At 59.5% G+C, this 14,171-nt stretch carries 15 protein-coding genes and 1 tRNA gene; 8 read left to right on the top strand and 8 right to left on the bottom strand.

The genetic code is table 11. The annotated features are described in order from the left end of the window. Positions 1 to 72: 72 nt before the first annotated feature. Positions 73 to 354: a YceK/YidQ family lipoprotein gene (locus tag LCH64_RS06705; RefSeq protein ID WP_226499811.1), complete on the top strand. Its 282-nt coding sequence runs from the start codon at positions 73 to 75 to the stop codon at positions 352 to 354. 14 nt (positions 355 to 368) lie between these two features. Here the strand turns inward: LCH64_RS06705 and LCH64_RS06710 are convergent, their stop codons facing one another. The 6 genes from LCH64_RS06710 to LCH64_RS06735 all read right to left on the bottom strand — a co-directional run bounded on the left by LCH64_RS06710 (position 369) and on the right by LCH64_RS06735 (position 5,106). Beyond that, positions 369 to 719 (bottom strand): hypothetical protein, encoded by a 351-nt coding sequence (locus LCH64_RS06710; RefSeq protein WP_003220735.1) that lies wholly within the window; start codon positions 717 to 719, stop codon positions 369 to 371. 166 nt (positions 720 to 885) lie between these two features. Next, positions 886 to 961: transfer RNA gene (locus LCH64_RS06715), tRNA-Phe, on the bottom strand. Between the two features lie 103 nt (positions 962 to 1,064). Beyond that, complete coding sequence (locus LCH64_RS06720; protein ID WP_003220737.1) at positions 1,065 to 1,337, bottom strand: oxidative damage protection protein; 273 nt, start codon at positions 1,335 to 1,337, stop codon at positions 1,065 to 1,067. Continuing rightward, positions 1,334 to 2,401 carry an A/G-specific adenine glycosylase gene (mutY, locus tag LCH64_RS06725; protein ID WP_226499812.1) on the bottom strand — a complete coding sequence of 356 codons (1,068 nt, stop codon included), beginning with the start codon at positions 2,399 to 2,401 and terminating at the stop codon, positions 1,334 to 1,336. Before mutY ends, LCH64_RS06720 begins: the two co-directional genes overlap by 4 nt. Then, a complete protein-coding gene (locus LCH64_RS06730) occupies positions 2,398 to 4,623 on the bottom strand; it encodes an AsmA family protein (RefSeq protein ID WP_226499813.1) in 2,226 nt (741 codons plus the stop codon). The genes mutY and LCH64_RS06730 overlap by 4 nt, the downstream gene beginning before the upstream one ends. A gap of 78 nt (positions 4,624 to 4,701) precedes the next feature. Continuing rightward, entirely contained in the window at positions 4,702 to 5,106 is a 405-nt protein-coding gene (locus LCH64_RS06735; protein WP_003220743.1) for an acetyl-CoA sensor PanZ family protein, read from the bottom strand. Positions 5,107 to 5,329: 223 nt separating this feature from the next. Here LCH64_RS06735 and LCH64_RS06740 point away from each other — a divergent pair, with 223 nt between their 5' ends. The 7 genes from LCH64_RS06740 to LCH64_RS06770 all read left to right on the top strand — a co-directional run bounded on the left by LCH64_RS06740 (position 5,330) and on the right by LCH64_RS06770 (position 11,141). Continuing rightward, on the top strand, positions 5,330 to 6,994 hold the full coding sequence (locus LCH64_RS06740; protein ID WP_103520112.1) for an OFA family MFS transporter: 1,665 nt from the start codon (positions 5,330 to 5,332) through the stop codon (positions 6,992 to 6,994). 265 nt (positions 6,995 to 7,259) lie between these two features. Then, positions 7,260 to 7,853, top strand: a complete 594-nt coding sequence (gene hisB, locus LCH64_RS06745; protein WP_007909204.1) for an imidazoleglycerol-phosphate dehydratase HisB — start codon at positions 7,260 to 7,262, stop codon at positions 7,851 to 7,853. Then, complete coding sequence (gene hisH / locus LCH64_RS06750) at positions 7,853 to 8,491, top strand: imidazole glycerol phosphate synthase subunit HisH (protein WP_003220749.1); 639 nt, start codon at positions 7,853 to 7,855, stop codon at positions 8,489 to 8,491. Before hisB ends, hisH begins: the two co-directional genes overlap by 1 nt. Continuing rightward, positions 8,492 to 8,752, top strand: coding sequence for a DUF2164 domain-containing protein (locus tag LCH64_RS06755; RefSeq protein WP_003220751.1), 261 nt, complete (start codon positions 8,492 to 8,494; stop codon positions 8,750 to 8,752). Positions 8,753 to 8,794: 42 nt separating this feature from the next. Then, positions 8,795 to 9,532, top strand: a complete 738-nt coding sequence (hisA, locus tag LCH64_RS06760; protein WP_003220753.1) for a 1-(5-phosphoribosyl)-5-[(5-phosphoribosylamino)methylideneamino]imidazole-4-carboxamide isomerase — start codon at positions 8,795 to 8,797, stop codon at positions 9,530 to 9,532. Between the two features lie 9 nt (positions 9,533 to 9,541). Further along, on the top strand, positions 9,542 to 10,312 hold the full coding sequence (hisF, locus tag LCH64_RS06765; RefSeq protein ID WP_003220755.1) for an imidazole glycerol phosphate synthase subunit HisF: 771 nt from the start codon (positions 9,542 to 9,544) through the stop codon (positions 10,310 to 10,312). A 73-nt stretch (positions 10,313 to 10,385) separates the two neighbouring features. Then, positions 10,386 to 11,141 (top strand): ABC transporter substrate-binding protein, encoded by a 756-nt coding sequence (locus LCH64_RS06770; protein WP_226499814.1) that lies wholly within the window; start codon positions 10,386 to 10,388, stop codon positions 11,139 to 11,141. Here the strand turns inward: LCH64_RS06770 and LCH64_RS06775 are convergent. Next, entirely contained in the window at positions 11,122 to 12,426 is a 1,305-nt protein-coding gene (locus tag LCH64_RS06775; RefSeq protein WP_226499815.1) for a Vps62-related protein, read from the bottom strand. The genes LCH64_RS06770 and LCH64_RS06775 overlap by 20 nt on opposite strands. A gap of 211 nt (positions 12,427 to 12,637) precedes the next feature. Then, on the bottom strand, positions 12,638 to 14,116 hold the full coding sequence (locus tag LCH64_RS06780) for a serine protease (RefSeq protein ID WP_226499816.1): 1,479 nt from the start codon (positions 14,114 to 14,116) through the stop codon (positions 12,638 to 12,640). Positions 14,117 to 14,171: the final 55 nt, after the last annotated feature.

A 14,171-nucleotide genomic window follows, 5' to 3' on the forward strand; every position in this document is an offset into this window, starting at 1 on the left:
GGGTTCAATTGAAAGTCGAGGCGCGGGTACAATCCCGCGCCTTATGTTTCTGTGATGCAAGGAAGTGCTGGTTTGAAAGGGATTTTGCGTATTGGCTCAGCGGTAAGCCTGGTTTTGCTGTTGGCTGGTTGTGGAACGATGATGGGGCGCCTGAACGGTGATTCTGCAGAACCGTACTACAAAGGCGTCGATGGCAACCTGCACTTGCTTGGTGTGAGAGGGGGAGACGGCATGCCCTCCGCGGTCATCTGCTACATGATGATCGTTTGCCCGGTGATTACCGTGGTATCGCTGCCGGTAGACGCTGCGCTCGACACGGTTTTGTTGCCGGTCGACTACGTCAACACCCTCTGAGGAACAACCGTCATTTACCCCCGCGTACGCTTGCCCTTCTGCTTGTCAGTGGGTTCTTGCGCCATTCGGTGAATCCATAGTCCGATCCAGCCGACGGCTATCAGGAATACGGTGCCGATGCATTGCGACACGATCTCGAACCAGAACATTCGCGGTTGCAGTGCAAGGGTGTAGGTGTGGCGTGGACCGGAGCGGTTCCAGGTGGTGATGGAGCCGCTGATCAAGCTGTGGACGATCAGATAAATCGACGCGCCGATGAGGAAGGCGATCAGTACGCCGACCAGCACCGTCAGCCAGAATGCAGTCCGACTCTGGCGATAGGGTGGCGGGTGGGGCAGGGGCACGCGGGTTCTTTTCTGGTTCATCGAACGGATGACCCTCTTCCATAAGGTGCAGCCAAAGTAGCGCGGATCGCCTTTGTTCGAAACCCGTCGCGCATTTGTGCAGCCCAGAAAAAAGGCTGGATTGAGCCGCCATCAAATCGCAGGCATAAAAAAACCCTGAATCTTGCGATTCAGGGTTTTCGGTATTTGGTGCCCAGAGACGGAATCGAACCGCCGACACGGGGATTTTCAATCCCCTGCTCTACCGACTGAGCTATCTGGGCAACGGGGCGCATTAAAAGGGTTTTTCGGATTTACGTCAACGACTTTTTTAAAATTTCTTAAATTAATTCCGTCGCTTACGATCCGACCCCCGATTTTGCGGGTTTACTCTGCAGGCGGAACGTAGCCTTCAGCCTTGGCGTAATCCTCGCCGGAGAAGTACTTGTCCATTTCGCCCTGAAGATATTTGCGATCTTCGGCGTTCATCATGTTCAGACGCTTTTCGTTGATCAGCAGGGTCTGGTGTTTCTGCCAGTCAGCCCAGGCCTTGGCCGAGACGTGGTCAAAAATATCCTGACCTTTGGCGCCCGGGAAAGGAGCGCGTTCCAGCGCGGGCAGTTCTTCTTTGTACTTGCGGCACATGATGGTGCGGGTCATGACGACTCTCCTGCGTTCAATACGGCGGCCGCGCGTTCGAGCAAGGTTTTGACCGGGGCGGCAAGGCCCAGGCGCGGCGGGGTGGCGAGGTTATACCAGAGCCAGTCGGCCTCGGCCACGTGCTGACCGGCCTCCTGCACCTGAACCAGCCAGGGTTCGATGGACAGCTGGAAATGGCTGAAGGTGTGGACGAGGCTTGGCAGCGCCTGCTGCTCGCCCATGGTCAGCGAGTGCTGGTCGGCCAGATGCTGCAGGTCGTCGAGGTCATCGAGTTCCGGCAGGCTCCATAAACCGCCCCACAGACCTGTCGACGGGCGACGATAAAGCAGAATCGCGCCTTCGCTGTTGGCCAGCAGCGGCATCAGCGTGCGTTTCTGCGGGATGGCCTTGCGCGGTTTGGGAATCGGGTAGCGCGTCTCCAGGCCAAGCATGTGCGCCTCGCAGCCCTTTTCCAGCGGACACAGCAGGCAGCTCGGTTTGCTGCGCGTACACAGCGTGGCGCCAAGATCCATCATCGCCTGGGTGTAGGCGTTGACCCGATCGTGCGGCGTGAAACGCTCTGCGTTGGCCCATAGCTGTTTGGCGACCTTCGGGTCCCCCGGGTAACCCTCTTGCGCGGTAAAACGCGCCAGAACGCGTTTGACGTTGCCATCGAGGATCGGCGCGCGCAGGCCCATGCTGATGCTGGCGATAGCCCCAGCGGTGGACAGGCCGATCCCCGGCAGATCCGTCAGCTTTTCGACGTCCCGCGGAAATTCGCCGCCATACTGGCTGACGACGATCTTCGCGGTCTTCTGCAGATTGCGCGCGCGGGTGTAGTAACCCAGCCCGGTCCATAGATGCAGCACTTCGTCCTCCGGCGCTTCGGCCAGCGCTTGCACTGTTGGCAGCGCGGCCATGAAGCGGTCGAAGTAATTGAGCACGGTGCTGACCTGGGTCTGCTGCAACATGATCTCAGACACCCATACCCGATACGGATTGATGTCTTGCTGCCAGGGCAAATCGTGGCGGCCGTGGCGGTCGAACCATTCCAGCACCGCCGTGGAAAACTGCTCCGCTCTCATCGCTTGAACAGCCCCTTCAATGCGTTTTTCAATTCCGGGCTGACCTTGTCGCCGAGTTTTTCATCGATCTTTTCGCTGAGTTTGTCACCGGCGATTTTGGTCGCGACCTGGCCGAGACGTTCGTTATCCACACGGCAGGCCTTGGCGCCCAGCTCCAGCGGGCCACGGCAGCGCAGCGGCCACTCGATACCGACGAATTTCTCGCCGACCTGACAGGCCGGATCCGGCATGGCGCTGGTGTCGCCCTCGACGATGATGCCGACGCGGTAATCCATGCCCAGCACTTTCAGGTCGATGTCGCCGTTGCCGTTGACGGTCATGCCCGGGATGCGCACTTTCAGGTCCGGGTTGCTCGCCACGCCGTTGCGCAAGGTCAGGTTGCCCTTGAGTTCCTGGAACGGTGTGTCCTTGCCTCGTGGCTCGCCGCTGAGGGTTTTGCGATTGAGGGTGGCGATGCCTTTGCACAGTTGCTGTTCAAGATTGGCGTTGAGCAGCACGCCGTTGTTGATCACGAAACTGGCGTTGCCGTTGAGGGTTTCGATCAGCGCCTGCTGACTGTTGCCGCTGCCGGTGAGGTTGCTGGTCAGCGTGACCAGGCCTTTGACCGGCGGATTCTTGCCCTGGCTTTCGAGAATTTTCTCGGCCGGCACGCGGTTGATTTTGGTCTGCAGATTGAGCACGGGGGCGCTCGGGCGTACGTCGAGGGTGCCCTTGGCTTCGAAGTCGCCGCCGTATAGCTCGCCGCGCAGGTTTTGCAGGGTCAGCAGGCCGCTCTGGCCTGTGGCCTTGAGTGCAGCGTTCTGGATCGGCAGTTTGTCGAGGGTCAGTTGGCCGAAGGTCAGGTCGGCATCGACGTCGAGTTTGGCCAGACGCTCGACCGGCAGCAGACGCTCGGTGCTCCAGGCGCTTTTGCTCGGTTTGTCTGGCAGCGGTGTGCTGCCGGCGCCGGCCATGGCATCGGCTTCGGTGCTGGCGACTTCGGCCTGACGCACTTGCGTGGCGTTTTTGGTCTTGTCCGATTTCGGCGGCAGGTAGCGGTCGACATCAAAGGTGTCGACCTTGAGGATCGCGCGCAGCGACTGCTTGGCGAAGTCTTCTACGGCAATGCGCCCGCTGAAGCTGTTGTCGTCGAGTTTCAGGTTGACGTTGTCGAAAGCCACGCTCGTTGGCGTGGCGGCCACGCGGCTGACCAGTTCGACTTTGCTCAGGCTGCCGGGCGCCATGGCGGGCAACGTCTGACCGATGCTGTCGACGAATTTCGCCAGATCGAACTGGGCGATCGAGATCCCGCCAGTGATCTGCGGGGTCTTGTCGAGGTCGTTGGCCTTCAGCTCGCCGAGGGCACGCAACTGGTTGGCGGAGATCTTGATCCCGGTCCATTCGGCGACATTCGCTGCCTTGTCCAGGGATATCTGGCCTTGGGCGGAGAAGGTCATGGCCTTGCCCTGCAGTGGATCGCCGGTCAGTTCGCCGGACAGTTTCATGTCTTCGAACTTATAACGTTGCAGGGCGCGTTCGATGCGCAGCTCGCCATTGAGCTCGGTGCGCACCCGCAGCACAGGCTGATTAGTGCTGAGGAACGCCGTGGCCTTCAGCGGAATGTTGGTCGAGTCGTGTACCGCACCGGTGCTCAACTGGATGCTTTCGGCGCTGTACTGCTTGCCGGTCTGCTCGTCGTTGTATTCAACGCGGGCGTTGTTGACTGTCAGGCTGTCGATGTCGAGGCGGATCGGCTGCGGCGGTTTTTCCGGCTGGGCAGGGGCTTCGGCAGCAGGTGCGCTGGCAGGCGCCGGGCTGCCGGCGGGCGCGGCGGCTGTCGGCAATTTGCCGATATCTTCCCAGTTGCCGTGGCCGTTCTTGTCGCGTTTGAGGCGCAGGTTCAGGCCTTCGACACGCACATCGCTCATCTGCACTTCACGGCGCAACAGCGGCAGCACGCGCACGGACAGGCCGAGCATCTGCAAGTCGGCATACGGTTCGGTCGGGTTGATAAGGGTGGCGATGCTGGCTTCATGCAGTTCCAGGCCGAGCCACGGGAACAGGCTCCAGCCGATATCGCCATTGAGCGTCAGCTCGATGTGGGCCTTGTCGCGGGCTATCTGGCGGATCTCGTCTTTGTAGTCGTTGGGATCAAACAGGTGGGTCAGGGCGAAGCCCGCCGCCACAATGATCAGCAACAGCCCGAGAAGTACCAGACCCAGGATTTTGCCGAACGCTTTCATGGGCGAGTCCTTGTAGTTAGTCGAATTCGTAATTTAGCCGGGGAGTATAGCGCTGCATCCGCCCGGTTCGGGGCGCTGTCATGTCGCGATGACTTCCAGCGGCACTTGCAGTTTGGCGGCCAGCGCCTGCGTTTCAAGGTGTCCGGCCGGTGCCAGCAGGCGCAGTTGGGCACCCGCTTGCGACGCCATTTTCTGCGCTTGGTTCACCAATCGCTCAGCCACCCCACGGCGCCGGGTGACTTTTCGTACACACAAATGCGACAAGTACCAAATCCCGTCGTGCCTTGTCAGACGCGCCGCACCGAGCAGTCGGTCGTTGAAACGTCCTGTAATCAAAGACCCGTCCGCCAGGCTGCTTTCGATCAACTGGGCGTCCCCGGAATACGGCGCGAACAGCCACTGCGGAGCGTCACGATAGATCTTCTGCAAATCCTGTTGATCCTGGTAACTGGCATCGTTCAGCGCTTGGACAACGATCGGCATGGCTTTTTCCTGAGGGGGCGAGATCAGATGACACGAAAAAGGTGATATCAGTTTGGTTTTTCTGTCACGTGCAAATGGTAACCTTCGCCGGTTCGTCCGTCCTTCTGCGACTTAACGTCGCGCCTTCAAGGAGCTTCACCTGAAAAAACGGTCATGCCTGCGTGCATAAAGGCCGAGGGTGAACAGTGGCTGGCGAACCATACTAATAATTGGGGGATACACAATGAGCACGAGTATCACGGCGGACGGCCTTCGCGCCGACCAGCCTGCGTTCCTGTCCAAGGAACGCATCATCGCCAAGCCCGGTTTCAACCGCTGGCTGGTTCCACCGGCCGCGCTGGCCATCCACCTGTGCATCGGCATGGCCTACGGTTTCTCGGTGTTCTGGTTGCCGCTGTCCAAGGCACTGGGCGTCACCGCGCCAGTGGCTTGCGCACCGGACATGAGCTTCATCGCTCAGGTCTTCTCTTCGCAATGCGACTGGCCGATCTCGATGCTCGGCTGGATCTACACCCTGTTCTTCATCTTCCTCGGCTGCTCGGCAGCGATCTGGGGTGGCTGGCTGGAACACGCCGGGCCACGCAAGGCTGGTGTGGTTTCGGCACTGTGCTGGTGCGGCGGTCTGCTGATCTCGGCACTGGGGATTTATACCCACCAGATCTGGCTGATGTGGATCGGCTCCGGCGTGATCGGCGGTATCGGTCTGGGCCTGGGCTATATCTCGCCGGTTTCGACCCTGATCAAGTGGTTCCCGGACAAGCGCGGCATGGCGACCGGCATGGCGATCATGGGCTTCGGTGGCGGCGCGATGGTCGGTGCACCGTTGGCGACGGCACTGATGAGCCACTTCGCTTCGCCTGCCGGGGTCGGCGTGTGGCAGAGCTTCGTGGCCATGGCGGCGATCTACTTCGTGTTCATGATCGGTGGCGCCCTGGCCTACCGCGTGCCGCCAACCGGCTGGAAGCCTGAAGGCTGGACCGCGCCGGCGAAAAAAGCCTCGAACGCGATGATCACCCACCGTCACGTGCACGTGAATGTGGCGTGGAAAACCCCGCAGTTCCGTCTGGTGTGGCTGGTGCTGTGCCTGAACGTATCCGCCGGTATCGGCATTCTCGGCATGGCTTCGCCACTGCTGCAGGAAGTGTTCGGCGGCAAGTTGCTGGGCGTTGACGTGCCGTTCGGTCAACTGGATGCCGGGCAACTGGCTTCGATCGCCGCGATCGCTGCCGGCTTCACCGGCCTGCTGAGCCTGTTCAACATCGGTGGCCGCTTCTTCTGGGCTTCGTTCTCGGACTACCTGGGTCGCAAAAACACTTACTTCGTGTTCTTCGCCCTCGGTTTCGCCCTGTACGCGCTGATCCCGAACATGGGCCATCTGGGCAACGTTGCGCTGTTCGTGGCGGCGTTCTGCATCATCCTGTCGATGTACGGCGGTGGTTTTGCGACCGTTCCGGCGTATCTGGCCGACCTGTTCGGCACGCAAATGGTCGGCGCGATCCACGGTCGCCTGCTGACTGCCTGGGCTGCGGCCGGGGTGCTCGGTCCGGTGCTGGTGAACTACCTGCGCGAGTATCAACTGAGCATCGGCGTTGAACGCGCTGCCGCTTACGACATCACCCTGTACATCCTCGCGGGCCTGCTGGTGCTGGGTTTCCTGTGCAACCTGCTGGTGCGTCCGGTGGCCGACAAGTACTTCATGACCGACGCTGAACTGGCTGCCGAACAGGCGCTGGGCCACGACAAGGGTGCTGATGCGAGCACCGTGCTGGAGTGGAAAGCCGCACCGGGCAGCAAGCCGCTGGCTGTGGCTGCATGGCTGGTGGTGGGTATTCCGTTGGCGTGGGGTGTGTGGGTGACCCTGCAGAAGACGGCGGTACTGTTTCACTAAGTAAAAACGTAATACCCCTGTAGGAGTGAGCCCTGCTCGCGATAGCGGTCTGACAGTCGACAGAAATGTTGACTGTGAGGCCCTCATCGCGAGCAGGCTCACTCCTACAGTTGTTTTGGGGTGCCTGTAATGGCTTGTATGGACATGTCTACCCGCGACAGTCGGGGCTTCTGTCCGTCAGCCATATCACGTCTCGTGTTTCTGTTTCGGCCCCGCGTGCCTATAATGGCTGCCTTTTTCGCCCAATGATTTTGCGGAGCTGGTGATGGCCGAACGTAAGGCGTCTGTCGAGCGCGACACTCTGGAAACCCAGATCAAAGCCTCGATCAACCTTGATGGCACCGGAAAGGCCCGATTCGATATCGGTGTTCCTTTTCTTGAGCACATGCTGGATCAGATCGCCCGTCACGGGTTGATCGACCTGGATATTGAATGCAAGGGCGATCTGCATATCGACGACCACCATACCGTGGAAGACGTCGGTATCACCCTCGGCCAGGCCTTCGCCAAAGCCATCGGCGACAAGAAAGGCATCCGTCGCTACGGCCACGCCTACGTGCCGCTCGATGAAGCGCTGTCGCGTGTGGTGATCGATTTCTCCGGCCGTCCAGGCCTGCAGATGCACGTGCCGTACACCCGCGCCACCGTGGGCGGCTTCGACGTCGACCTGTTCCAGGAATTCTTCCAGGGCTTCGTCAATCACGCGCTGGTCAGCCTGCACATCGACAACCTGCGTGGCACCAACACCCACCACCAGATCGAAACCGTGTTCAAGGCTTTCGGCCGCGCCCTGCGCATGGCCGTCGAGCTGGACGAGCGCATGGCCGGGCAAATGCCATCGACCAAAGGCGTTCTGTAATGCAGACGGTTGCAGTTATCGACTACGGCATGGGCAACCTGCACTCGGTGGCCAAGGCCCTCGAGCACGTCGGCGCCGGCAAGGTGCTGATCACCAGCGATGCGGACGTGATCCGCGAAGCCGACCGCGTGGTGTTCCCCGGCGTTGGTGCGATTCGCGATTGCATGGCGGAGATCCGTCGTCTCGGTTTCGACTCGCTGGTGCGTGAAGTCAGCCAGGATCGTCCGTTCCTCGGCATCTGCGTCGGCATGCAAGCCCTGCTCGACAGCAGCGAAGAGAACGACGGCGTCGACTGCATCGGCCTGTTCCCGGGCGCCGTGAAGTTCTTCGGCAAAGACCTGCATGAAGACGGCGAGCACCTGAAAGTCCCGCACATGGGCTGGAACGAAGTGCAGCAGAAGGTCAGTCACCCGCTGTGGCACGACATTCCGGACAAGGCGCGTTTCTACTTCGTGCACAGCTACTACATCGCTGCCGCCAATGCGCGGCAGGTAGTCGGCAGCGGTCATTACGGGGTCGATTTCGCAGCAGCGCTGGCCGAAGGCTCGCGTTTCGCCGTGCAGTTCCACCCGGAGAAGAGCCATACCCATGGCCTGCAATTGCTGCAGAACTTCGCCGCGTGGGACGGTCGCTGGTAAATGGCCGCCAAGAAGTCCAAACCGCCGATCCTGACCCTCACTCCCGAGCAGGAGAACGAGGCCAACCGCAAGATCCAGCGGTTCATGGAGGATCGGTTCGAACTCGACCTGGGTTCGTTCGAAGCGGCGGAAATTCTTGAGCTGTTTACCCGCGAAATTGCTCCGCACTATTACAACAGGGCGATTTTCGATGTGCAGACCCACCTCAAAGAGCGGTTTGAAAGCATCGAAAGCGACCTGTGGGCGCTCGAGAAAAACTGATTTCCGAGCCAAGCTGAACATTCAAATTTGAAGGTTTGCCAGATGCTGATTATTCCCGCTATCGATCTTAAAGACGGTGCCTGCGTACGTCTGCGCCAGGGCCGCATGGAAGATTCCACAGTGTTCTCCGATGACCCGGTGAGCATGGCTGCCAAGTGGGTGGAGGGCGGTTGCCGCCGTCTGCATCTGGTCGATCTGAACGGTGCGTTCGAAGGCCAGCCGGTCAACGGCGAAGTGGTCACCGCGATCGCCAAGCGCTACCCGACTCTGCCGATCCAGATCGGCGGCGGTATCCGCTCGCTGGAAACCATCGAGCACTACGTCAAGGCAGGCGTGAGCTACGTGATCATCGGTACCAAAGCGGTGAAGGATCCGGCGTTCGTCGCTGAGGCCTGCCGCGCGTTCCCGGGCAAGATCATCGTCGGTCTGGATGCCAAAGACGGGTTCGTCGCCACCGATGGCTGGGCTGAAATCAGCACCGTGCAAGTCATCGATCTGGCCAAGCAGTTTGAAGCCGACGGTGTGTCCTCGATCGTTTATACCGACATCGCCAAAGACGGCATGATGCAGGGCTGCAACGTACCGTTCACCGCTGCACTGGCGGCAGCGACGAAGATCCCGGTGATTGCTTCCGGCGGTATCCACAATCTGGGTGACATCAAGTCGCTGCTCGACGCCAAGGCGCCGGGCATCATCGGTGCAATCACTGGCCGGGCGATCTACGAAGGCACCCTCGACGTCGCTGAAGCGCAAGCTTTCTGCGATTCGTACCAAGGCTGAGGACTGACCATGGCGCTGGCCAAACGCATCATCCCTTGCCTGGACGTGGACAACGGCCGGGTCGTCAAAGGTGTGAAGTTCGAGAACATCCGCGATGCCGGCGACCCGGTGGAAATCGCCCGTCGTTATGACGAGCAGGGTGCCGACGAGATTACTTTTCTCGACATCACCGCCAGCGTCGATGGTCGCGACACCACACTGCATACCGTCGAGCGCATGGCCAGCCAGGTGTTCATCCCGCTGACCGTCGGCGGCGGCGTGCGCACCGTGCAGGACATTCGCAACCTGCTCAATGCCGGTGCGGACAAGGTTTCGATCAACACCGCAGCGGTGTTCAATCCGGAGTTTGTCGGCGAAGCTGCGCAGCATTTCGGCTCGCAGTGCATCGTCGTCGCCATCGACGCGAAGAAGGTTTCCGGTCCGGGTGAAACCCCGCGCTGGGAAATCTTCACCCACGGCGGGCGCAAGCCGACCGGTCTCGATGCAGTCGAGTGGGCGAAAAAAATGGAAGGCCTCGGTGCCGGCGAGATCCTGTTGACCAGCATGGATCAGGACGGCATGAAAAACGGCTTCGACCTCGGCGTGACTCGGGCGATCAGCGATGCACTGGGCATCCCGGTGATCGCTTCCGGCGGCGTCGGCAACCTGCAGCATCTGGCCGACGGCATCCTCGAAGGCCACGCCAGCGCGGTACTGGCGGCGAGTATTTTTCACTTCGGCGAATACACCGTGCAGGAGGCCAAGGCCTACATGGCGCAACGCGGAATTGTCATGCGCTAAACCGTACAGGCCAGTGGACAGCATGGCGTACCCAAGGCACTCTTGGGAACGCCATGGATTCCGGTAGCCCGACATGATCAAACGCCTGCTTCTTGTTCTCGCCAGTGCCTCTGTGTTGTTGCTCAACACGGCGCGGGCCGAAAACAGTCCCGACACCGATCTGGTGCTCCTCACCGAAAACTTCCCGCCCTACAACATGGCGAAAGACGGCAAGAATTTCGCCAAGGGCGAGAACATCAACGGCATTGCCGCCGACATCGTGCGCGAAATGTTCAAGCGCGCCGGGCTCACCTACAGCCTGACGCTGCGCTTCCCATGGGAGCGGGTCTACAAACTGGCGCTGGAAAACCCTGGTTATGGCGCCTTCGTGATGGCCCGCCTGCCGGATCGCGAGAACCTGTTCAAATGGGTCGGCCCGATCGGTCCGGACGACTGGATCATGTTGGCCAGGGCCGACAGCAAGATCACCCTCGACACCCTCAACGATGCACGCAAATACAAGATCGGCGCCTACAAGGGTGACGCGATTGCCGAGACGCTGGCCAAGCAGGGCCTGAAGCCGATCGTGGTGCTGCGTGATCAGGACAACGCGAAAAAACTGGTCAATGGCCAGATCGACCTGTGGGCCACGGGTGATCCTGCCGGGCGTTATCTGGCGCGGCAGGATGGCGTCACCGGACTCAAGACCGTGCTGCGCTTCAACAGCGCCGAGTTGTACCTGGCGCTGAACAAGGACGTGTCGGATGTAACGGTCGCCAGATTGCAGGCGGCGCTGGATCAGATGCGCAAGGACGGTGTGGTGGACGAGATCATGGGACGGTATCTGTAGCGGTCGGCAACGCTTTGGCCGCAGTATCGTGGCTGCATTCTTCCAGCGGATATTGCAGCAGGTGCAGGTTTTCGCACTCGGTGTAGCCGAGGTTGATCCCTGCCTGTGAACCGTCTCCACGCAACAACTCGTAGAAACTCTCCAGTTGATACACAGCGACGAACTTGCCTTTGCCGGCCATGGCGAGGACTTGTGTGACAAACGCCGTCTGCCAGCCACTGCTTGAGGTCTCGCTGTGGGTGAACTGGCTGTTCAATCTCGCCGAGAATGGCAGTGATGGCTGAGCGTCTGCCGTCGTTGCCCACGGCCCCACGAAATTGATCGCTGTGAGCTGCGTGAACAGGCGCAGCATCTTGGAGTTCTGCAGTCGCTGCGCCGTCCACTTGAACGAGCAGGCCTGGTCGCTCGTGTTGTGTCCGCTCCCGACCAGATAGTAGTGATCGGTTCTTTCCAGACGATAGAGGGGGCTGGTGCGCAGTTGTTCCAGAGGGGACAGGTCATCCTTGACGACGAACCAGGGAAGTTCGACGACTTGAGCAAGCGTGGCCGCCGCGTGGATTTGCGAAACGTTCGATCCGGAAAGCGTCGGCAGCGAGGGCGCCGACAGGATCTGCGGCGCGATCTGCATCCGCAGTGAGTAAGCGCCGCCATCGCCCTCGGGTTTGCCGAAACCGTTGGCCGCCACAAAAGTGCCTGGCGCGAAGTGAATCTCTCCCGGCGGTGCACTGCGCGGCGCAATGCTCCAGGCACTGAAGCTCTGTCTGGCGCCGCTGCCCTTGTCATTCCAGATCAGCTCGCCGACGTCCGATGCGATCACCAGATCGGCACGCACACAGCGAACCGCATTGACTGAAGGTTTTTCATGATCATTGGAGCAGACCGCTCCCATGGCCACATAACCTTGCGGGGCAAGCGGTCGCCATACGGCCCCGTCTTTCTTCGATTTTGAGCCGGAGTCTTTCCAGATCAATTCGAAGTCGTCCGGGCGGCGTAATGCCGGGCCCCGGGTTGGATCCGCGCTGGGGGTATCGGCCTCGCAAACCACGGCGACCACGGTGCTGCCGTTAATGTTGTCGTGTCCGGCGATAAATACATCGCCGAGCGGGAAGTAGCCCGGCAACACATCCGGCGCTGGTGTCGGCCGCCAGAAAGCCGCAGGTTTTGCCCGCGAGCCGGCGCTGTCCCAGATTCGGTGGTATTCCGTGGTGAACTGGATCAGCAGGTTGTCGTGTCTGATCGGCTCGATTGGCCTGGATGGCGCTGCGGCCTGTTCATGAATGGTCATAGTCACTCCTGATAGTTGAACGACGACTCAAGGGAGTCGCGACCCGTTGCAGGTCTCACTATCGGTATTCGCGCCAGGCCTTTGGCGGTAACTATGTATTCAGCGTAGTGACCGGATATTTCCGATAGACATCATCCTGGCCATTGGCAGCCTTGCGCTTCTTCTGTTTGCCGATGATGCAGAAGCACAAGGCCGCGGGGCGCCGTTCAGATCAAGGGGCGCGACTTTTGAGCGTTTCCCATTGCAGGATGTATTCCTTCAGCACTGAGCGCTGATTGTTGGTATCGAGGGCATACATGCAGAATTTCATGGGGAAGTTGCTTTCTCGGCGAACCCAATTGTATTTCGGAACGGTATACCCCTGCGGATCGACGCAACGGGTTGTATCCGCAGGGCCGGCTTTTACTTCATAACGATCAATACCCTCGATGTTCCTTTTCGGCCAGAGGAATATCACTCGGTCTGTTTCTTTGTCATAGAAAGCGTCCAGGGCAGGAGCAGGTGTCGGGCCCGCATCAATCAGATAGGTGGGAACGGTCACGGCGTTGCGATAAGTTCCGGCGGGTAATACTTCGCTGGTATCGTCCGTGGCGATAATGCAAAGGTTATTAGTCCCGGTTTCAGGTCCCATTGGAACATTCAACCGAGTGGTGCGGGTGTCGCTGTTGATCGGTTGGCTGTAGCCTTCAGGCTTTTCGCAATCAAGTGAGTCGGCAGTACGTTTGGTTCGAATAAATCGGGTGTTGGCGGTTATGTCGAAGTTCCACGTGGGATACACATAACTGTCTTGTGTAGTTACGCTGATTTTTGCATGCATTGGCAGTTCGGCGGGTAGCCTGATGGAAGCTGCCGGAAATAACTCGCACACCTGTGGGTTGGTATTGAGTTTGCCATTGATAAAGCAATTGTTGAAAACCGAGGTTGAACTACCGTAACTGCCGCTCGGCATCTGGCCGTAGCCGGGCAGGGGCGTCAGATGGGCTGCAAGCGTACCCAGAACGCCATAGACTTCGTTGGTCGCTCGAACAATGACAGGGCTCCCGGAGCTTCCGGAGGCAACGTCTTTGCACTGATTGCTGAGACTATGCCGCCAGACCCAGGGCTTTTCGAAAATGGCCGGCGAAGGTACATGGGTACAGGCTGAAATTCGTAATGGCGCTCCACCGGGTCCGTGCACAATCAGAATGTCGGTGTCTTCGGCCGGTGGTTGTTCGGCCAGCTTCATGGGCGTGATGCCCTGTGCCAGAAGTTCGCCTTGTGACATCCCTAGTTCCAAAAGAGCCAGATCGACACCCTGAATACTGCTCCAGGCTACTTTTTTCAGAGGGACGGCCTTGCGGGCATCCGGTGTGTCATTGAAATGGTTGAAGGTGATCGTGCCTTCGATGGGGTCATCTATTCGCATGACGCCATTTTCCTTGCCCACGCAATGTGCGCTGGTGAGTGCATAGGCAGAGTCGGACGCATCAGAGCTGTTTGTGTCGATCAGAAAAGCGGTGCAGGTAAGTTGCCCAGGGCTTTTGTATACGCCTATTCCGCTCCAGTAGTTATAGTCACCACCCTGATTTTTCAGGTAATAAGAGGATGAGAAGTTCTCAATGCCCCTGCCATAATCCACAGGGTTGGAATAAGCCGGCAGCGAGAATGCAGGAAGTAATAAAAAGCCTGTGTAGATGTTCTTTAAGTTCATGGCCAGTCCTTGGCGAGTGTGTTGGGGTGCAAGACTGGCGCAGAATAAATGAGTT

It is taken from the genome of Pseudomonas sp. MWU16-30322 (assembly GCF_020515535.1).
Taxonomy (GTDB): domain Bacteria; phylum Pseudomonadota; class Gammaproteobacteria; order Pseudomonadales; family Pseudomonadaceae; genus Aquipseudomonas; species Aquipseudomonas fluorescens_H.